At 73.3% G+C, this 17,894-nt stretch carries 15 protein-coding genes; 2 read left to right on the top strand and 13 right to left on the bottom strand.

Features of this window, described 5'->3' with window-relative positions:
• Positions 1 to 18 precede the first annotated feature (18 nt).
• The 5 genes from ACF1CT_RS33960 to ACF1CT_RS33940 form a co-directional block, all read right to left on the bottom strand.
• Positions 19 to 1,092, bottom strand: coding sequence for a DUF917 domain-containing protein (locus ACF1CT_RS33960; RefSeq protein ID WP_391787875.1), 1,074 nt, complete (start codon positions 1,090 to 1,092; stop codon positions 19 to 21).
• Positions 1,085 to 2,680 carry a hydantoinase/oxoprolinase N-terminal domain-containing protein gene (locus tag ACF1CT_RS33955; protein WP_391787874.1) on the bottom strand — a complete coding sequence of 532 codons (1,596 nt, stop codon included), beginning with the start codon at positions 2,678 to 2,680 and terminating at the stop codon, positions 1,085 to 1,087. Before ACF1CT_RS33955 ends, ACF1CT_RS33960 begins: the two co-directional genes overlap by 8 nt.
• Positions 2,681 to 2,729: 49 nt before the next feature.
• On the bottom strand, positions 2,730 to 4,166 hold the full coding sequence (locus ACF1CT_RS33950) for a purine-cytosine permease family protein (protein WP_391787873.1): 1,437 nt from the start codon (positions 4,164 to 4,166) through the stop codon (positions 2,730 to 2,732).
• 96 nt (positions 4,167 to 4,262) lie between these two features.
• On the bottom strand, positions 4,263 to 5,603 hold the full coding sequence (locus tag ACF1CT_RS33945) for a hydantoinase/oxoprolinase N-terminal domain-containing protein (RefSeq protein ID WP_391787872.1): 1,341 nt from the start codon (positions 5,601 to 5,603) through the stop codon (positions 4,263 to 4,265).
• Entirely contained in the window at positions 5,600 to 6,643 is a 1,044-nt protein-coding gene (locus ACF1CT_RS33940; RefSeq protein WP_391787871.1) for a DUF917 domain-containing protein, read from the bottom strand. The genes ACF1CT_RS33945 and ACF1CT_RS33940 overlap by 4 nt, the downstream gene beginning before the upstream one ends.
• A gap of 89 nt (positions 6,644 to 6,732) precedes the next feature.
• On the opposite strand from ACF1CT_RS33940, the gene ACF1CT_RS33935 reads away from it, so the two are divergent.
• Both ACF1CT_RS33935 and ACF1CT_RS33930 read left to right on the top strand, forming a co-directional pair.
• A complete protein-coding gene (locus ACF1CT_RS33935; RefSeq protein WP_391787870.1) occupies positions 6,733 to 8,256 on the top strand; it encodes a PucR family transcriptional regulator in 1,524 nt (507 codons plus the stop codon).
• Positions 8,257 to 8,519: 263 nt separating this feature from the next.
• Entirely contained in the window at positions 8,520 to 9,620 is a 1,101-nt protein-coding gene (locus ACF1CT_RS33930; protein ID WP_391787869.1) for an LLM class flavin-dependent oxidoreductase, read from the top strand.
• A gap of 123 nt (positions 9,621 to 9,743) precedes the next feature.
• Here ACF1CT_RS33930 and ACF1CT_RS33925 read toward each other — a convergent pair whose 3' ends face one another.
• From ACF1CT_RS33925 to ACF1CT_RS33890, 8 genes are all read right to left on the bottom strand, one after another.
• Positions 9,744 to 12,578, bottom strand: a complete 2,835-nt coding sequence (locus ACF1CT_RS33925) for a DEAD/DEAH box helicase (protein WP_391787868.1) — start codon at positions 12,576 to 12,578, stop codon at positions 9,744 to 9,746.
• A 43-nt stretch (positions 12,579 to 12,621) separates the two neighbouring features.
• On the bottom strand, positions 12,622 to 13,530 hold the full coding sequence (locus tag ACF1CT_RS33920) for a diacylglycerol kinase (RefSeq protein ID WP_391787867.1): 909 nt from the start codon (positions 13,528 to 13,530) through the stop codon (positions 12,622 to 12,624).
• A gap of 16 nt (positions 13,531 to 13,546) precedes the next feature.
• Positions 13,547 to 14,497 carry a twin-arginine translocase subunit TatC gene (gene tatC, locus ACF1CT_RS33915; protein WP_391787866.1) on the bottom strand — a complete coding sequence of 317 codons (951 nt, stop codon included), beginning with the start codon at positions 14,495 to 14,497 and terminating at the stop codon, positions 13,547 to 13,549.
• Between the two features lie 70 nt (positions 14,498 to 14,567).
• A complete protein-coding gene (gene tatA, locus ACF1CT_RS33910) occupies positions 14,568 to 14,861 on the bottom strand; it encodes a Sec-independent protein translocase subunit TatA (protein WP_376242239.1) in 294 nt (97 codons plus the stop codon).
• 320 nt (positions 14,862 to 15,181) lie between these two features.
• Positions 15,182 to 15,379 (bottom strand): hypothetical protein, encoded by a 198-nt coding sequence (locus tag ACF1CT_RS33905; protein WP_391787865.1) that lies wholly within the window; start codon positions 15,377 to 15,379, stop codon positions 15,182 to 15,184.
• Positions 15,380 to 15,508: 129 nt separating this feature from the next.
• Entirely contained in the window at positions 15,509 to 15,778 is a 270-nt protein-coding gene (locus tag ACF1CT_RS33900) for a hypothetical protein (RefSeq protein WP_391787864.1), read from the bottom strand.
• Between the two features lie 19 nt (positions 15,779 to 15,797).
• Positions 15,798 to 16,754: a helix-turn-helix transcriptional regulator gene (locus tag ACF1CT_RS33895; RefSeq protein WP_391787863.1), complete on the bottom strand. Its 957-nt coding sequence runs from the start codon at positions 16,752 to 16,754 to the stop codon at positions 15,798 to 15,800.
• Positions 16,755 to 16,766: 12 nt separating this feature from the next.
• Positions 16,767 to 17,720, bottom strand: coding sequence for a helix-turn-helix transcriptional regulator (locus ACF1CT_RS33890; RefSeq protein WP_391787862.1), 954 nt, complete (start codon positions 17,718 to 17,720; stop codon positions 16,767 to 16,769).
• Between the last annotated feature and the right edge of the window lie 174 nt (positions 17,721 to 17,894).

Here is a 17,894-nt window from a genome sequence, read left to right as displayed (position 1 = left end):
GCCGCGCCCCGCCCCCGCTCAGTCCCGCCGGAACGGCAGGTAGTCGACGTCGTACCCGAAGTAGCGCGGTCCGGCGAGTGCCAGACCGCCCGGGGTCGTCCAGCGGGGGTCGCACGGGGCCGCGAGCACACTGACCCGCAGGCCGTAGCGCAGTCCCTCGGTAGTTACCGGGTCACCGGTGTCGGTGTCCAGCACACAGATCAGGTCGGGGGTGGTGGCGACCGTCTCCCCGTCCCGGGTGGCGAGCAGATGCTCGTTCTGGAAGCCGAGTTCGAGGAGGCGGCCGGTGTCGTCGCCGACGCCCTCGATCCGGGCGCCGCCCCGGGCGAAGCCGCCCTCGGTCCGGCGGCCGACGTCGACGACCTTGCCGGTCAGCAGATGCGTTCCGGACAGCATGGCCCGGGCGGCGCGCACCGGGTCCGTGTGGGCGGCCCGGGCCTCGCGGACGGCGGCTCCGAGCCGCTCGGCGAGCGTGAGGGTGGCGGGGACGAGCCCGTCGGCGAGCTGGTCGCCGCGCATCACGGTGTCGGCGCTGGAGATCTGGCAGCCGAGTTCCACGCAGACGGCCCGGGCGATGCGCTCGGCGGCGTGGTTGGAGACGGCGTCGACGATGATGCTGTTGCCCTTGTCGTCGGCGAGCGCCATCGGCGTGTTGGCCACCCCGATCAGTCCGGGCAGCACCATCTGCGCCTCGGGGAAGGCCCGGCCCATCGCGTCCCCGTCGACCAGCGGAAGGCCGGCCTCCGCGGCGCAGGCGATGGGGAGCATCGAGTTGACGCCACCGACCTCGATCGGTGCGATGTGAGTGGCGGGACGTCCGATGTGCTTCTCCAGGGCGCGCAGGGCGGCGACTTCCTCGCCGCCGGCCGGGACGCGTTCCAGCAGCACCGTCGGTGCTCCCATCCCGGAGACCGGGACGACGGTGGCGTCGGCCGGCACCTCGTCGAGGGCGACGAGCCGGACCGGTCCGTACTTGCGGATGGCCTCGCGGGCCAGCAGCTTGCCGATGTACGGGTCGCCGCCCCCGCCGGTGCCGAGGATGCCCGCGCCGCGCGCGATGTCGTCGAGGTTGTCGAGGTTGATCTCACGCATGTGACGCTGCTCCGTGGGTCTCGCGCGCCCCGGCCGGGGTGCGGGTGGTACCGATGCCGTTCAGGTCGAGGTCGCCGACCGCCTTGACCCGGATGCGGGTCGCGCCGCCGGGCAGATAGGCGAGCGGGACCTCCTCCACGTCGACGACGCGGACGGTGCCGGGCCTGGCGCCCGCGCTCTCGGCCCGGCCGACCGCCTCCTCACGGGCCTCGGCGAGCACGGCGTCGCGGCGGCCCTCGGGAACTCTGAAGACCCGGTCCACCTCGCCGCCGACCTGGGCTATGGCGGCGCCGACGGCGTTGGCGACGTCGAAGTGGCCCGGGCGTCGCACGTCGTCGAAGCCGGGCAGGGACGAGGGCACCAGCACGCTGCCGCCGCCCACCGCGACGACCGGCAGCGGACCGGGCGAGGTGCGCATCCGGTCGACGGTCTCGGCGAGCCGCCCGGCGATCCGGTCGAGGGCCCGTGCGGTGAACTCCGGGTCCAGGTGGGCGACCCGGGAGCGGTCGCCGATGTCGGCCCGGCCCGCGGCCACCGCGAGGTCGGTCGCGGTGAGGGTGGATCCGCCGAAGACCAGTGCCTCCTCGGTGAGCCGGTAGCCCACCGAGCGGGGGCCGGTGTCGCCCCCGGCCGAGACCAGGGACCCGCCGCCGATGCCGAGCGAGAGGACGTCGGGGATGCGGAAGTTGGTGCGGATGCCCGCGGCCTCGCTCTCGCCCGCCGCCTCGCGCGGGAAACCGCCCGCCAGGATGCCGACGTCCGCGGTGGTGCCGCCGACGTCCACGACCGCGCAGTCGCCGAGCCCGGAGAGGAACGCGGCGCCGCGCATCGAGTTGGTGGGCCCCGAGGCGAACGTCGCCACCGGGTAGGCCCGCGCGAAGTCGACGTCCATCAGCGTGCCGTCGTTCTGCGACAGGAAGAACGGCGCGGTCAGCGAGACGTCGGCGAGGGACGTGGCGAACGACGCCACGATCGTGTTCGCCAGGTCGCGCAGGGCCGCGTTGATGATGGTGGCGTTCTCGCGGGCGAGCAGCCCGACCCGGCCCAGCTCGTGGGAGAGCGAGAAGTGGACGTCCGGTCCCAGCTCGGCGGCGAGGATCTCGGCGGCCCGGCGCTCGTCGTCCTCGGCCACCGGCGAGAACACCGAGGAGACGGCCACCGAGGTCAGTCCCCGCGCGGCGATGTCGGCGGCGGTGCGCCGCAGTTCGTCAGGGTCGAGCGGGGACAGCGGCCGTCCGTCGAACTCGCGCCCGCCGTGGCAGAGGTACCCGTGCCCGCCGACGGCCGCCCGCTGGCGCTCCGGCCAGTCCGTCATCGGGGGCAGGGCCGCCGTCGCCGGCAGCCCGAGACGGACCGCGGCGACGGGTGCCAGCCTGGCGCCCTCGATCAGCGCGTTCAGGAAGTGCGTCGTGCCGATCATCACGGCGGTGACGGATTCCTTCGGCGGGTCGAGGGCCCGGATCGCCGCGGTGACGCCCGAGGTGATGTCGGAGGTGGTGGGGGTCTTCGCGGTGGCGATGATCCGGTCGTCGTCCCCCAGGAGGGCGGCGTCGGTGTTGGTGCCTCCGACGTCGATTCCGATGCGCATGGTGTGTCCGTCTTTCGTAGCGGGTGGGGTGTCGGGGTGGGGCCGCCGGTCAGAGACTGTTGAGGGCGCTCGGCGGCCGGGCCGCGTCCTGCTCCGCCTCGATCGCCGCGGCGGGTCGGGCGGGCTGGGCGAACGGCAGCTCGCGGGCGCCGCGCACCAGGCCGAGCTTGCCGACGACGACGTAGCCGAGCCCGGCGAGCAGCAGGGAGTTGAGCGCCGGTATCCCCCACCACTGGTAGTGGTCGCCGAGCCAGCCGAACAGGGAGGCGACGCCCCACAGGACGATCGTGGCCGGAACCCAACTGGGCTCGGTCTCGGGCAGCCGTCCCACGGAGCGGGACGCGTCGAGCTGCGGTCGCCACTTCTTCACCACGAAGTACTCGGCGACCATGATTCCGGCGACCGGCGGGGTGAGGATGCCGAGCACGGTGAGGAAGTCGGTGAACCGGTCCAGGATTCCGGCCGCGGCGGCGAGACTGCCCAGCACGCCGATGACGACGGTCGTGCCGACCCGGTGCAGCCGGACCTTGAACAGCGCCTCGACGGCGCCGATCAGACCGAGCGACGAGGAGTAGAGGTTCCAGTTGTTGATCTTCACGGTGGCGGAGACCAGGACGATGACGCCGATCACGCCGGAGGACGACGTGATGATGGCGATCAGGTCGGACGACTTCACCGCGTAGGCGAGCAGGACACCGCCGAGACCCAGGACGTACTCGCCGAGGCTGATGCCGACGACGGTCTGCTTGACGACGTCTCCGGTGTTGCGGTTGAAGCGGGTCATGTCGGGGGTGGTGACGGCGCCGACGATGTAGGAGCCGGCCACGATGGTCGCGCCGGTCGCGATGGACAGATGGGCGCCGAACGGCCCCGCGGTCACCAGGTCGCCGATGTCGTGCCGGGAGAACTCCACCGCCATGGCCCAGCCCGCGAGCCCGAGGAAGGCCGGGACCGTGACGAACGCGGTCCAGCCCATGGCACGGAAGCCGCGCAGGACCAGCGCGGTGACGCCGAGACCGCAGATCAGGCACCAGGCCCAGACCGGCAGTCCGGGCACGATGGAGTGCAGTCCGGAGGCGAAGACCGCCGTCTGCACGCCGAACCATCCGAACAGGCTTACCGCGATGACGACCCCGATCAGGGTCGATCCGTAGCGCCCGAACCCGGTCCAGCGGACCAGCATCGACGTGGAGAGCCCCTCCCGCATGCCCGCGATGCCGACGAAGATGCAGACGATCTCCAGGATCACCGAGCCGAGCGTGAACGCCCAGAACGCGCCCCAGAAGGAGAGCCCGGCGCCGAGCGTGGCGCCCAGCAGGAACTGGGTCAGGTCGGAGAGCTGGCCGAAGCGCTGCACGGCGACGTTGAACCAGGAGTAGCGGGCCGCGCGCGGCACCCGCTCCAGCGGGTAGTCCTCGTCCTGGGTCTGCGGCTGCGGTGGTGGCGCGTCCTGTGCGGGCGGCCGCACGTCGAACTGCTGGGTCATGGGGACGGTCCTCGGGTGTGCGGGATGGGCGAAGGGGCTCGGCAGCACGGCGGCGGGCTGCTCCGCGGGAAAGCGGGGTGGGACGTGGGGCGGGTTTCAGAGCGGGAGCGGTGGCCCCGCGGCCCGGGCGCGCAGGAGCACCGCTCCCGGCAGGTACGGCACCGGCAGGTCCGGTTCGGACCGGACCTCCACGCGTCGCGGGTCGGCGCCGGCCCGAACGGCACCGGCCCTGGCGAGATCCCGTACCTCCTCGCGCACGGCGTCGAGCCGACGGCCGGGGCCCCGGGTGACGATGCGGTCGTACTGCCCGCCGACGGGGCTGGCCGCCGCGCCGAAGGCACCGGCCACGCCGCCGTGCTCCGGTCGTACGACGTCGAAGCCGGTGAGTACCGGGCCGGGTACACCGTCCGCGCCGCCGCCCACCAGGATCAGCGGCAGCGGTCCGGCCGCGGGGCGCATCCGGTCGGCGGCCTCGGCGAGCTGGCGGTGCGCGTCGGCGGGCACCGTGATCAGATCGGGAAAGCGCAGGCTGACGGGCACGCCGCCGAAGCGTTCGCCGGGACCGGCCTCCTGCGGATAGCCGCCGCTCAGGGCGCCGACCCGGGCGCGGCGGCCACCGATGTCGGCGACCACGGCGTCGCCGAGCCCGGCGAGCAGCCCGGCGCCGCGAAGGGTGCAGGCGGGGCCGCTGCCCAGGCTGAGCCCGGGCTGGCGGCGCAGGTATTCCAGGCTCATCAGGGTGCCGTCGCTGCGGGTGACGAGTATGGCGGCGCCGGGCGCGAGGCCGAGGCCGGGCAGGGCCGCGGTCAGTTCGTCGGCGACCCGGGCCACCAGCACGGACAGGGCCGCGTCGAGGACGGTGGCGTTCTCCCGCGCCAGCAGGCCGAGGCTGCCGACGTCGCTGGAGAGCAGGACGGTCGTGTCGGGCCCGGTCTCGGCGCGCAGGATCTCGGCGGCCTCCCGTTCCTGACCGCCGTCGACCGGTGAGAACACGGCGGTGACGGCGAACGCCTCGGCGCGGCCCGCGAGCGCGGCGCCGAACCGGGCGACGGCGTCCCGGTCGAGCGGTGTGGTGTCGCGGGGGTCCAGGCCCCCGCCGCCCCGGACGTCCGCGGTGCCCGCGCAGACCGCGTCGCGCAGCGGGGCGGGCCAGCCGAACAGCGGCCGCACGGCGTCCGCGGCCGTGCCGCCGACGCGCAGCACGCCCACCCGTGCCAGGCCGTCCCGTTCCCTGACCGCCCGGGCGGCCACCCGCAGGCCCACGGCGAGCTGGGTGGCCCGGCGCCGCGGCTCGGCGGGGAGCGCGCCGACCGCGGCGACGAGCGACCCGACGGCGTCGCCGGGGAGCGAGGGAACCTTGACGGCCCGGACCGCCCGGGCGCCGTCGAGCAGGACGGCGTCGGTGTTGGTGGGGCCGACGTCCACGCCGAGGATCACGGGGTGCCTCCCGGGTCGCGGTCGGCCCGGGAGGGGCCGGGGGCCAGACCGGGGAGGCCGAACGCGGACGGGCCGGCCAGTCGCAGGCCGTCCTGCGTGTACCAGACCGGGGCGGACGGCAGCGTGACGAGGGCGACGCGCAGCCCGTAGCGGATCTCCTCGACCGGGACGGCCCAGCCGGTCCGCACGTCGACGAGCGCGATCACATCCGGGACGACGGCGAGCGCAGTGCCGTCCTCCAGCGCGGCGACGAATTCGCTGCGGGCCTCGACGAGCACGAGTCGACCCGCGTCGGCGCCCGCCCCCTCCAGCAGGACTGCGGTGGCGTCGTCGGCGTCCTCGGCGGCGTAGCGGCGGACCGAGGAGACCTTGCCGGTCAGCAGCGGCTCAGGGCCTTCGCCCCGGCCCAGCGCGAGCGCCCGGGTGACGGATCCGGTGACGGCGTGGCGGGCGGCCTGCCCTGCCGTGAGCGGGTAGTCGGTGGACGCGGCGCGTCCGCCGAAGGCGGCGACGGCGGCGCGGACGAACCGTTCCAGGTGCGCGCCGTCGACATCGTCGACGACGACGGTGTGGCCGTGCTCGTCGGCGAGGACGGTCGGGCCCGGGCGCAGCCCGGCGAGTTCCAGGACGTTCTGGTCCATGCGCGGGAAGGCGCGTCCCATGGAGTCGGCGTCGAGCAGCGGCAGGCCCAGACGGGCCGCCCAGGCGACGGCCAGGCAGCCGTTGAGGCCGCCGATCTCGCTGCTCATCACCGCGGCCACCGGTGCGTCGTGCAGTTCCTCGAAGCGGGCGCGCAGCCGCGCGGGCTCGTCCCGGCCGCCGATCCGCTCGGCGGCGACGGCGGGCGATCCGACGAGTCCGACGGGCATGACCCACGCGTCGGCGGGCAGCGCGGCCGGGGCGACGACGGGCACCGGACCGCACTCCTCGATCGCCTGTCCGGCGACGGGGAGGGTCACATCGGCGGGTCCGCCGCCCCCCGATCCCAGGACGGCACAGCCCCGCGCGAAGTCGGCGAGTGCTCCGGCGTCCACGTGCATGTGTTCCAGCGTAGGGAGACGCGGATCGTCCGGGCCGGGTCCGTGGCACGCGGTTCGTCGTGTCGATGTGCTCGCGGCACACTGGAGGGATGCCGAACCTCCTCGATCTCCTCGCCTCCCCCGGTCTTGACGGGCTCCGCCCCCTGGTGGGCCCGCTCGACGCGGTGGAGGTCACGGGGGTGCGCCTGGAACAGCGCCCGGACCGGCTCGCCGCCCTGCCCGTCGGCACGGTCGCCGTGCTCCTGGCACCGGTGCCGGGACACCTGCTGGACGTGGCGGTGCGCGACGCCGCGGCGGCGGGGGCCGCCGCGCTCGTCCTGACGGGCAGGGCGCGGGCACCGCACGAACCGCCCGCCGAGGTGACGGCGACCGCGCGGGCGCTCGCCGAGCGGGGCCGGGTCGCGCTGCTGTACGCCGACGGCGACCTCGCGGCCCTCGTGGTGGCGGTGGAGCGGGCGGTGGCCGGGTCCGCCGCGGAGGCGCTCGCCCGGGTCGCCGCCGCGGCGCGGGAGGTGACGGCCGCGGCGGGCGACCCGGGGCGGGTGGCGGCAGCGGCGACCCGGGCCCTCGGGGTCCCGGTGGAACTGCGGGCCGCGGGTCCTGGCGAGGAGGGCGCCGCCGCCGCCGGACCGGACGGCGAGATCCGGCTCGCGGCGCCACCGCTGCCCGGCCACGCGGGGTCCGCGGTGCGCTCCGTCCTGGCGCTGGCCGCCCTCGCGGCGGCGGGCGGCGGGCACGGCGACGTCCCGGTGCGCTCCCGCGGCCGGCTGCTCGCCGAGCTGCTCGTGGCCCCGCGTGATCAGGCGACCCGGCTGGCCGCCCGGGGCCGGGCGCTCGCGCTGCCGGTGGACGGCTGGCACATCGCGCTCCGGGTGGAGGCCGGTGGTCCGGACACCGCCGACCGGCCGAGGGCGCTGGACGCGGTGATGTCCCAGGCACTGACCCTGCTGCGCGCCTGGGAGGGTCCGGCGGCGGCGTCGGCCGCCGATGCCGTGCAGTGGAACGCCGCACTCGTCGACGACGCCCTCGTCCTGCTCGGCACCTGGTCGGGCGACCCGGGGGCGGACGGGCGGCGCGCCGTCCTGGCACGCGCGCGCCGGGTGGTGGACCGGCTGGCCGGGCTGCGGCCCGAGGCCGGACTGCGGTGCGGTGTGGGGTCCGCGCACCGGGGGCCGCTCGGTATCCGCGCCTCGGCCCGGGAGGCACGTGCCGCCGTGCCGCGCGTCGGTCCGGCGACGGTGGCCGCGCACGACGCGGTGGGGCTCGACCGGATGCTGCTGGAGTGGTACGCCTCCGACACGGCTCGTGAGGCGGTCGCCGAACTCCTCGCCCCCGTCCTGGCGTTGGGGGCGGAGCGGGCGGAACCGCTGCTGCGCACGCTCCAGGGCTATCTGGACCACAACAACTCGCCCGCCCGGGCCGCCGAGGCGCTGCACCTGCACCGGAACGCGGTGGGCGCCCGCATCCGCAAGGTCGTCCGGCTGACGGGCGCCGACCTGAACGATCCGGATGTCCGCCTGGCCCTCCAGTTGGCCTGCCGCGCGGGCCTGTCCGCGCGGCACGCGGGGCCGGGCGCGGCCGGGTCCGACGAGGGCCGTGCGTCCCGGCCCTGACCCGGACGGCGGGGAACGGACCCGCGGCCCGGGCTCGCGGGCCGGCGCCACCCGCCCGCGACGTCACGGGCACGGAGCCGCCGGGAACGGTTGACTCGGCGCCAACCCGCCTGTTCCACTGGGCTGATGAGCCCACAGCTGCGGCTGGTCACCCGTGACCACATCGACTTCGGTCGTGTGTGGTCCGCCTCGTGTCGTCCCTGACCGCTTCCGCGTCAGCACGTCACACGACCCTCCCCCGCAGGATGAGATGAGGCTTCGCCATGCCCGTCGAGTTTCTCGGCATCGCAGCGACCAACGAAGGTTCCGAAGTGACCCCCCGATCCGGGGGCTCGTTCGACAGGAACTACACGCTCCGGCTGGCCCGCGCGCACGAGGACCACGGCTGGGACCGGGTGCTGTTCGCCTACGGATCCGGCTCCCCCGACCCGTCCCCCGCCGCCGCGTATGTCGCGGCCCGCACCGAATCGCTCCAGATCCTCGTCGCACACCGCCCCAACGTCTCGTACCCGACGTTCGCGGCCAAGACCTTCGCGACCCTGGACCACATCAGCGACGGCCGGCTCGCCGTCCACTTCATCACCGGCGGCAACGACCACGAGCAGCGGCGCGAGGGCGACTTCCTCACCAAGGACGAACGGTACGCGCGCACCCGTGAGGCCATCGAGGTCATCAAGAAGGTGTGGACGTCGCACGAGCCCTTCGACCACGAGGGCACGTACTACCGCTTCCGCGACTTCGTGAGCGACGTCTTCCCCGCGCAGCAGCCGCACCCGCAGGTCTCGTTCGGCGGCTCGTCACCGGCGGCGTACGCGGCCGGGGGTGCCGAGGCCGACATCTACTGCCTGTGGGGCGAGCCCCTGGCGCAGACCGCGGAGCAGATCGCCTCGGTGCGGGCCGCGGCACGCGCGGCGGGCCGGACGGATCTCCCGAGGATCCAGGTCGCGTTCCGGCCGGTCATCGCGCCGACCGAGGAACTGGCCTGGGAGAAGGCCCATCGGACGCTGGAGCGGATCAGGGCCCGCAGGGCCGGTGCGCCGCCGGGCCGCCGTCATTCGCCGAACGTTCCGGAGAACACCGGTTCCCGACGGCTCCTCGCGGTGGCCGCCGAGGCCGAGCGCCACGACCGGGCGCTGTGGACACCGACCGCGGCGGAGACGGGCGGGGCCGGCAACTCCACCGCCCTCGTGGGCACGCCGGAAACGGTGGCACAGGCGCTGCTGGACTACTACGACCTGGGGGTGGACATCCTCTCCGCCCGCGGCTACGACCTGCTGGACGACGCGATCGACTTCGGACGGCACGTCATCCCGATCGTCCGCGAGGAAGTGGCCAAGCGGGACGCGGCACGCACGGTCGTCTGACACGTACCGCCCGGGCCGGAGGTGTCCCGGCCCGGGCGGCCGGGAACACCCTCGGTACGGAGCGTCCCGTACCCGGTGCTCCGTACCGGCCCGCCGAGGCCGGACGCGGAACCGCCCCCGGCCTCACCCCACGGAGCTGTAGGCCACGACACCGCGCAGCACCGCGTCCACCGCCTTGCGCGCGCTCTTCGCCACCGTGCTCCCGTCCCGTGGCGCGGCCGCCTCGATCTGGCCCAGCACGTCGATGACCTGCTTGCACCACCGCACGAAGTCCCCGGCGGGCATCTCCACCTCGTTCAGCACCTCGTCCAGCGACCGGCCCGACGCCCACATGTGGACCGCCCAGGCGAACCCCAGGTCGGGCTCGCGCTGGCCGACGCCCTCCGCCTGGTTGATCTTGAAATCCTCTTCCAGGGCGTCGAGCCTGCCCCAGATCCGGACCATCTCCCCCATCGCGGTCCGGGCGGGCCCCGACGGCAGCTTGGGCGCCACGGCGTCGTCGGCCTGCCGCGCCTCGTACACCAACGCCGAGACACAGGCCGCGAGTTCGGCGGGGCTGAGCCCCTCCCAGACACCGTCGCGCAGGCATTCGCTGGCCAGCAGGTCCAGCTCCCCGTAGAGCCGGGCGAGCCGTCGGCCGTGCTCGGTGACCTCGTCGCCGCGCAGGTAGCCGAGCTCGGTGAGCAGCGCGACGATGCGGTCGAAGGTGCGGGCGATCGTGTTCGTGCGCCCCTCGATACGGCGCTCCAGCTGCTTGGTGTCGCGCTGGAGCCGGTGGTGGCGCTCGGCCCACCGCGCGTGGTCCTCGCGCTCGTCGCATCCGTGGCAGGGGTGCGCGCGCAACTCCGCCCGGAGGCGGGCTATCTCCCGGTCGTCGGCGGCGGCGGCCCGCCCCTTGCGGTGCCGCTCCGGCACGATGTGCCCGGCCTTCGTGCGCAGCGCCGAGGCGAGATCGCGACGCGACTGCGGCGAGCGCGCGTTGAACGACTTCGGCACCCGCATCCGCTCCAGCGCCTGCACCGGGACCGGGAAGTCGATCGAGGCGAGCCGCTTCACCTGCCGCTCGGCGGTCAGCACCAACGGCCGCGGCCCGTCATGGTATTCGGGTCCCCGGCGCCCGTGCCCGTTGGCCCGGCCGGCCGGCAGTCCGGGATCGAGGACCAGCGCCAGCCCGGCGAACTTCCCGGTCGGCACGTGGATGATGTCGCCGGGCTTCAGCTTCTCCAGGGAGGCCGCCGCCTCGACCCGGCGCTGTGTGGCCCCCCGCTTGGCGAGTTCGGTCTCCCGGTCCTTGAGTTCGCGGCGCAGTCGCGCGTACTCCCCGAAGTCGCCGAGGTGGCAGGTCATGCCCTCCCGGTAGCCCGCGAGCCCCTCCTCGTTCCGCTGGACCTGCCGGGAGATCCCCACCACCGACCGGTCCGCCTGGAACTGCGCGAAGGACGTCTCCAGCAGTTCGCGCGAGCGGTGCCGCCCGTACTGGTGCACAAGGTTGACGGCCATGTTGTACGAGGGCCGGAAGCTGGAGCGCAGTGGATAGGTGCGGGTGCCCGCGAGCCCGGCCAGCGCGCCCGGGTCCATGCCGCGCTGCCACAGGACCACGGCGTGGCCCTCGACGTCGATCCCGCGGCGCCCGGCCCGTCCGGTCAGCTGGGTGTACTCGCCGGGGGTGATGTCGGCGTGCTGCTCGCCGTTCCACTTGACGAGCTTCTCCAGCACGACCGAACGCGCGGGCATGTTGATGCCGAGGGCCAGGGTCTCGGTGGCGAAGACCGCCTTGACGAGGCCGCGGACGAAGAGCTCCTCGACGACTTCCTTGAACGTGGGCAGCATTCCGGCGTGGTGCGCGGCGATGCCCCGCTCCAGCCCTTCGAGCCACTCGTAGTATCCGAGGACGTGGAGGTCCTCACCCGGGATGGTGGCGGTCCGCTCCTCGACGATCTCGCGGACCAGGCGGCGCCCCGCCTCGTCGTTGAGCCGCAGCCCGGCGTGCAGGCACTGCTGCACCGCGGCCTCGCAGCCCGCCCGGCTGAAGATGAACGTGATGGCGGGCAGCAGCCCCTCGGCGTCCAGCCGGTCGATGACCTCGGGCCGGGCCGGGGTCCAGATCCGGCCGCGCTGGCGGCGCTCGCGCTCCCGGTCCGCCTCCCGGACCATCTTGCCGCGGCGGCGCTCGCGCGGGTTGTACGTCCGCTGGTTCTCCATCCGGGCGAGCCGGATGAGATCGGGGTTGACCTCACGGCGGGCGGTACCGCGGCCCCCGTGGTCGGACTCCTCCTCGAAGAGGTCGTACATCCGGCGGCCCGCCAGCACGTGCTGCCAGAGCGGCACGGGGCGGTGCTCGGAGACGATGACCTCGGTGTCGCCGCGGACGGTGTCCAGCCAGTCACCGAACTCCTCGGCGTTGGACACGGTCGCCGAGAGCGACACCAGCGTCACGGACTCCGGGAGATGGATGATCACTTCCTCCCAGACGGCGCCCCGGAACCGGTCGGAGAGATAGTGCACCTCGTCCATCACCACGTACCCGAGGCCGCGCAGCGTCTGCGAGCCCGCGTACAGCATGTTCCGCAGCACCTCGGTGGTCATGACGACCACGGGGGCATCACCGTTGACGCTGTTGTCGCCGGTCAGCAGGCCGACCTTGTCCGGCCCGTAGCGTTTGGCCAGGTCGGCGAACTTCTGGTTGGAGAGCGCCTTGATGGGCGTGGTGTAGAAGCACTTGCGGCCCTGTTCGAGGGCGAGGTGCACGGCGAACTCGCCGACGATCGTCTTGCCCGAGCCGGTCGGGGCCGCGACGAGCACGCCCTTGCCGGCCTCCAGTGCCTCGCACGCCTCGATCTGGTAGGGGTCCAGATCGAACGCGTACAGCTCGCGGAAGGGCGCGAGTGCGGTGGCCAGCTCGGCGGCACGGAGCCGGGAGGCCTGGTATCGCTCAGCGGGTGAGAGGTCCTCTGTCATCTTGCTTCGAGCCTACCCGCCGCCTGTGACAGTGGCGCGATCTTTAAAATCCGGTGGTCGGAACGGGGCCGAGCACCCGCACCGCGCCCGGTGCGCAGGTCGCCGTGAGCGGCAGCGCGCCCAGCGGCTCACCGTCCGCGTACGCGGTGAGACCGGGCGCGGCCAGCTCGATCGAGGAGACCCGGTGCACGGTCACCACGGGATGGTCGAGGTGCGTGCCGCGGTAGACCCGGGGGAAGACCTTGAGGAGCGTGGTGCGGCTGCACTCGCCGACGACGGTCACGTCGAGGAGCCCGTCGTCCATGACGGCGTCCGCGCAGATCCGCATGCCGCCGCCGTACGTCGTCCCGTTGCCCACGGCGATCAGCGTCGCCTCGATCTCCCGGACCGGCCCGCCGTCCAGCCTGATCCGGTACGGGACGGGCCGGAACGCGGCGAGTTCGGCGAGGATCGCGAGGTCGTACTTGAAACGGCCGCCGACCCAGCGCATCCGGTTGCCGCGGTCGTTGACCCGGGAGTCGAAGCCCGTGGCGAGCACGGACCCGAACCACCGGTCGCCGACCCTGCCGAGGTCGATCTCCCGGACAGCGCCGCTCTTGAGCGCCTCGGCGGCAAGACGTCCGGCGGCCGCCGGATCCCTGATCGGCAGCCCCAGCGCACGGGCGAAGTCGTTGCCGGTGCCGACGGCGACGACCCCGAGCGGGGTGTCCGTCCCGGCGACCGCCTGCAGGGCGAGGGACATCATGCCGTCCCCGCCCACGGCCATCAGCGCGCCGGTGCCACCGGCGACGGCCTCGCGGGCCCGCCGCAGCGCGTCGCCGGCGTCCTCGCCGAGAACGGTGCGCACGGAGAATCCCGCGTCCCGCAACGCGGAAGCGGCCGGCTGCGCGGCACGCGCGCCCCGGCCGCCTCCCGCGGTGGGATTGACGAAGAGGGTGATCTCGCTGGTCACCCGGGGACCCTACAGGTCAGGTGATGTCGTCGTAACCGTTGACCCGGTCACGGTCCGAGCTCGCCTGGCCCGGCACGGAGCGGCCTGACGAGACCGCTTCGGTCTCACCGATGTCGTCGGGGGTGAGGTCCAGCTCCGACGCCTCGTCGTCGCCCGGGCCCTGCGCCGCGATCCTGGCCTTGCGACGGTCGTTGAGCAGGGAGATTCCCGTGGCCACGAAGTACAGGACCCAGATCGGCCCGGCGAGCGCCAGCATCGACAGCGGGTCGGTGCTGGGAGTGGCGACCGCGGCGAAGACCGTGATGCCCATGATCATGCCCCGCCACCAGCCGAGCATCCGCTTGCCGGTGAGCACCCCGCCCAGGTTCAGCATGACGAGCAGCAGGGGCAGCTCGAAGGAGAGGCCGAAGACCACGACCATGCGTGTGATCAGGTCCAGCAGCTCGTCCAGCGGCAGCTGGTTGTCCAGGTCGGCCGGTGAGAAGTCGAGCAGCACCCGGGCCATCGTGGGCAGCATCTTGTACGCGAAGAAGCCGCCGGCGAGGAAGAGCGGGAAGCCCGCGCCCACGAAGCCGAGGGAGTACTTCTTCTCGTTCCGGTGCAGACCGGGGGCGATGAAGGCCCACAGCTGGTAGAGCCAGATCGGCGAGGAGAGGACGACACCTGCCATCAGGGAGACCTTGAGCGCCAGGGTGAACGGTGTGAGCAGACCGTTCAGGACGATACGCGCGCAGGTACCGTCCTCCTTCTGGGCGAGATCGGCGAAGCTCGACTCGCAACCGACCGACTTCAGCACCGGGTTGGTGAAGAACTCGATGATCCCCTTGTAGAAGAAAGCGGCGACGATCGTCACGACGACGATCCCCAGCAGGCCCTTCACCAAGCGATTACGCAGCTCACGCAGGTGCTCCACCAGGGGCATGCGGCCCTCTGGGTCCGTCTCCTGCTTGCGGGCAGACTTGAGCAACCCACATCCTCATCTCGTGCAGCGGGCCGTCACCGATCCCGGCGCCTGCGTCGGCCCGTATCGGTCAGCGTCAGCGCTTGGTCGAGTCGGTCGGCTCGGCGACCGGGCGGGAACTGGTCACGTCACCGGGCGCGGCCTTGATGGTGCGCGGGGCGGCCTGGTCCTGGGCCGCGTCGTTCGCCGCCGGCTCGGCCGGGGTGGCCGACGGGCCGCCCTCGGACTTCATCGCCTTGGCCTCGCTCTTCAGGATGCGAGCGGACTTGCCGAGCGAGCGAGCCATGTCGGGAAGCTTCTTCGCGCCGAACAGCAGAACGATGACGACGAGGATCAGGATGATCTCGGGAGCGCCGAGCCTTCCGAACATATGCGTGTACCTTCTCACCGAGGCAGCAGGGGTGGGGCGGGTCGAACCTCGGACGGACGTCCGATCGTCGTACTGTCAGCGATCGTATCCCGCAAGGGTAAACACGGGGCAATACCCGGGCGTTCTCACGGTTACGGCCCATGCCTCGCTCTCCGGGCCGCTTGAGCAGCGTACCTGCCGAACCGGAGAAACTGGAGGCCGCGGCCTCGCCGATCCGTCTTCCCCGGTCACGGCAGCGCATGATCGCGCGGAACGGAGCGGACGGACCCGGCCCGGCGGCCGGTTCCCGGAATGCTCCCGCCGGGGACGACGGAGCCTTCTCAGCGCAGGGTCTCGCCCGTGGCGGCGAGATTCACGGCGGCCCGTTCGAGGTCCTCCGCGGCCCGGTTGACGCGCTCGGCGGTCAGTGTCACCTGACGCCCCAGACGCCGGACCTCGATGAAGACCTTGACGGCCAGTACGCCCAGGACGGCGATACCGAGAAATCCCAGGGCGATGGCGAGCATGGGCCAGAACATGCGCGGAGCCTCGATGTGTCTAGGTGCCCGAAGGACTGCCGACGGGCGGGTACGGAGAAGGGCCGGGGACCACGGACACGCGGGAGCGGCGGCGCCACGACCGGCGAGCGCGCCGGGCACGGCGCCGCGTCAGACGCCGCTGTGGAGGCGCAGCGTCCGTACCCCACCGCCGGTGAGAAGTTCGACTATCCGCTCCCCGGCGGGCTTGCGGACGGCCGCACCGCACTCCGGGCAGGTGAAGGAGTAGAACGTCGTCCGGCGACTGGCGCCCACGGCGAGGCGGATGGCGCCCGCCGCCAGTTCGAACCGCCCGCGGCAGTCCGGACAGGCCGCCTTGAAGCGCACGGACTCCGGCACCACCACAGTCGACACATCCGACATCACAGACATCTCTCTCATATCTCCCTCGGATATCCGCTCAGACCGGGTCGTCGTAGGCGGCGAGCGCGGCGCGAGCCGCTTGCTGTGCGCTCCGCGCCAGCTCGGGCGGGGCCACGATGCGCCCCTCCCCGCCGAGCCTCAGCGCCAGTCTGCGCAGCGAGGCGGGATCGGGGGTGCGCAAGGTGATCCGCAGCCCGCCGTCCGGCAGCTCCTGGGCGGTGTCGTGCGGGTAGTACTCGGCGACCCACCGCCCGCCGGGACCGACCTCGACCACGACCTCCGGATCCTCGGCCGACGGCTGGACGAGCCCCTCGGACAGGTCCCTCAGTTCGAGCTCCGGCGGCGCGGCCGGTTCGTCCAGCAGCCGGATCTCGGCGACCCGGTCGAGCCGGAAGGTGCGCCGGTCCTCGGAGGAACGGCACCACGCCTCCATGTAGGTGTGTCCCACGGCGAACAGCCGGATCGGGTCCACCTCGCGCTCGGTGAGTTCGTCCCGCGCGGGCGAGTAGTAGCGCAGCCAGAGCCGGCGCCGCTCCGAGATCGCCCGGTCCACCTCCGCGAAGACGCCGCCCTCGGACTCGAAGGTGACCGACAGCCTCGAACTGGCCGCCCCCACCTCACCGGCGGCGGTCTCCAGTTTCGCGGTGGCCCGCAGCAGCGCCTGACGGTCGCTCTCGCGCAGCCCCGGCAGCGTGGCGACGGCGCGGGCGGCGACCAGGAGCGCCGTCGCCTCGTCGGCCGCGAGCCGCAGCGGCTCGGCGACGTCGTCCGGGTTGTGCCACCAGATCCGTTCGCCGTCGGTGTCGATGTCCAGCAGGTCGCCGCCGCGGAAGCTCGTACCGCACATGGGCAGCACGTCGAGATCGGAGATCAGTTCGTCCTCGGTGATCCCGAAGGCACGGGCGACGTCCTGCACGTGGGCACCGGGACGCTCGCGCAGGTACGTGACCAGGGAGAGCATCCGGCGGGTCTGGTCGATGGCGTTCGTGGCCATGGGACGGCCCTCTCAGTCCTTGGCCACGGCACGCAGCCGGTCCATCACGTCGGCCCGCAGATCGGCGGGCTCCTGCACGACGACGTCCGGCCCGAACTCGACGAGCCAGGCGTCCAGCCCGTGTCCGTACGGAATCTCCAACTCGTCCCAGCCGTCCCCGAGTTCGCGGACCGAGACGGCCCGCGAGCGCAGCGGGTATCCGGCACCGGTGCGCAGCCGGATCCGGGCGGTGCGGGTCGCCGTCTCCCCCGCCCAGCTCTCCACGGTCTCGCGGACGGTGACGACGTCGGGCACCTCCGCGGTGAAGGTTCCGGCGCGCGAGCGCACCCTGCCGGTGATCCTGGAGAGCCGGAAGACCCGCTCGGCGCCGCGCTCCCGGTCCCAGCCGGCCAGGTACCAGTGGCCGCGCCAGCACTCCAGGGTCCAGGGCTCGACGTGGCGCGTCCCGGGCCGGGCGGAGTTGGCCTTGCGGTAGTCGAAGGTCACCGGCCGGCGGTCACGGCAGGCCAGCATCAACGGCTCGAACGCGCTCTCGTGCACGGGGATCCGGGGTTCGAGCGCGCTGTGCACCTCGTACGCGTCCTCGGCCTCCGGCATGCCGGCCGCCCGCAGCTTCTGGAGCGCGCCGCTGGCGGCGCCCGCCAGCCGCGCCTGCTGCCAGACCTTGGCGGCCAGGCCGAGCGCCGCGGCCTCCTCGGCGTCGAGTGTGATCGGGGGCAGCCGGTTGCTGTCGCGGCGGGCGAGGTAGCCGATGTCGCCGTCCAGGTTCTCCACGGTCTCGATGATCAGACCGAGCTCGCGCAGATCGTCCTTGTCACGCTCGAACATCCGGTTGAAGGCGTCGTCCGAACCGGCTTCCAGGTAGGCCTCGATGGAGCCCCGCAGCTCACGCTTGCTCAGCGGGCGCCGGGTTCCCAGCAGGCACAGGGCCAGGTTCATCAGCCGCTCGGCCTTGGCGATCGCCATCGACGCCCTTTCTGTTGTGCTCCACGACGGTCGACGGTACCGCTCCGCGCTGTCGGGACAAAAGCGAGGGCCCACGCCTTGGCGGATTCTTGGGGTCCTCGCAACACCTGATGGCTTACGTGGTCGTCAGTAGATCACGCAGGCGCTCGGCTGGGGTTTTCCAGCCGAGCGTTT

This window comes from Streptomyces sp. NPDC014734 (genome assembly GCF_043083325.1).
Lineage (GTDB): Bacteria > Actinomycetota > Actinomycetes > Streptomycetales > Streptomycetaceae > Streptomyces.
Note: the sequence above shows the minus strand (reverse complement) of the source record. Positions and strands in the feature narration are given on the sequence as shown.

Excerpts from the sequence above, each read along its gene's own strand:
- ACF1CT_RS33900 (WP_391787864.1), bottom strand. The coding sequence starts at position 15,778 with ATGAGAGAGATGTCTGTGATGTCGGATGTGTCGACTGTGGTGGTGCCG.
- ACF1CT_RS33955 (WP_391787874.1), bottom strand. The coding sequence starts at position 2,680 with ATGCGCATCGGAATCGACGTCGGAGGCACCAACACCGACGCCGCCCTC.
- ACF1CT_RS33890 (WP_391787862.1), bottom strand. The coding sequence starts at position 17,720 with ATGGCGATCGCCAAGGCCGAGCGGCTGATGAACCTGGCCCTGTGCCTG.
- ACF1CT_RS33905 (WP_391787865.1), bottom strand. The coding sequence starts at position 15,379 with ATGTTCTGGCCCATGCTCGCCATCGCCCTGGGATTTCTCGGTATCGCC.
- ACF1CT_RS33935 (WP_391787870.1), top strand. The coding sequence starts at position 6,733 with ATGCCGAACCTCCTCGATCTCCTCGCCTCCCCCGGTCTTGACGGGCTC.
- ACF1CT_RS33960 (WP_391787875.1), bottom strand. The coding sequence starts at position 1,092 with ATGCGTGAGATCAACCTCGACAACCTCGACGACATCGCGCGCGGCGCG.
- ACF1CT_RS33895 (WP_391787863.1), bottom strand. The coding sequence starts at position 16,754 with ATGGCCACGAACGCCATCGACCAGACCCGCCGGATGCTCTCCCTGGTC.
- tatA (WP_376242239.1), bottom strand. The coding sequence starts at position 14,861 with ATGTTCGGAAGGCTCGGCGCTCCCGAGATCATCCTGATCCTCGTCGTC.
- ACF1CT_RS33930 (WP_391787869.1), top strand. The coding sequence starts at position 8,520 with ATGCCCGTCGAGTTTCTCGGCATCGCAGCGACCAACGAAGGTTCCGAA.
- ACF1CT_RS33950 (WP_391787873.1), bottom strand. The coding sequence starts at position 4,166 with ATGACCCAGCAGTTCGACGTGCGGCCGCCCGCACAGGACGCGCCACCA.
- ACF1CT_RS33940 (WP_391787871.1), bottom strand. The coding sequence starts at position 6,643 with ATGCACGTGGACGCCGGAGCACTCGCCGACTTCGCGCGGGGCTGTGCC.
- ACF1CT_RS33925 (WP_391787868.1), bottom strand. The coding sequence starts at position 12,578 with ATGACAGAGGACCTCTCACCCGCTGAGCGATACCAGGCCTCCCGGCTC.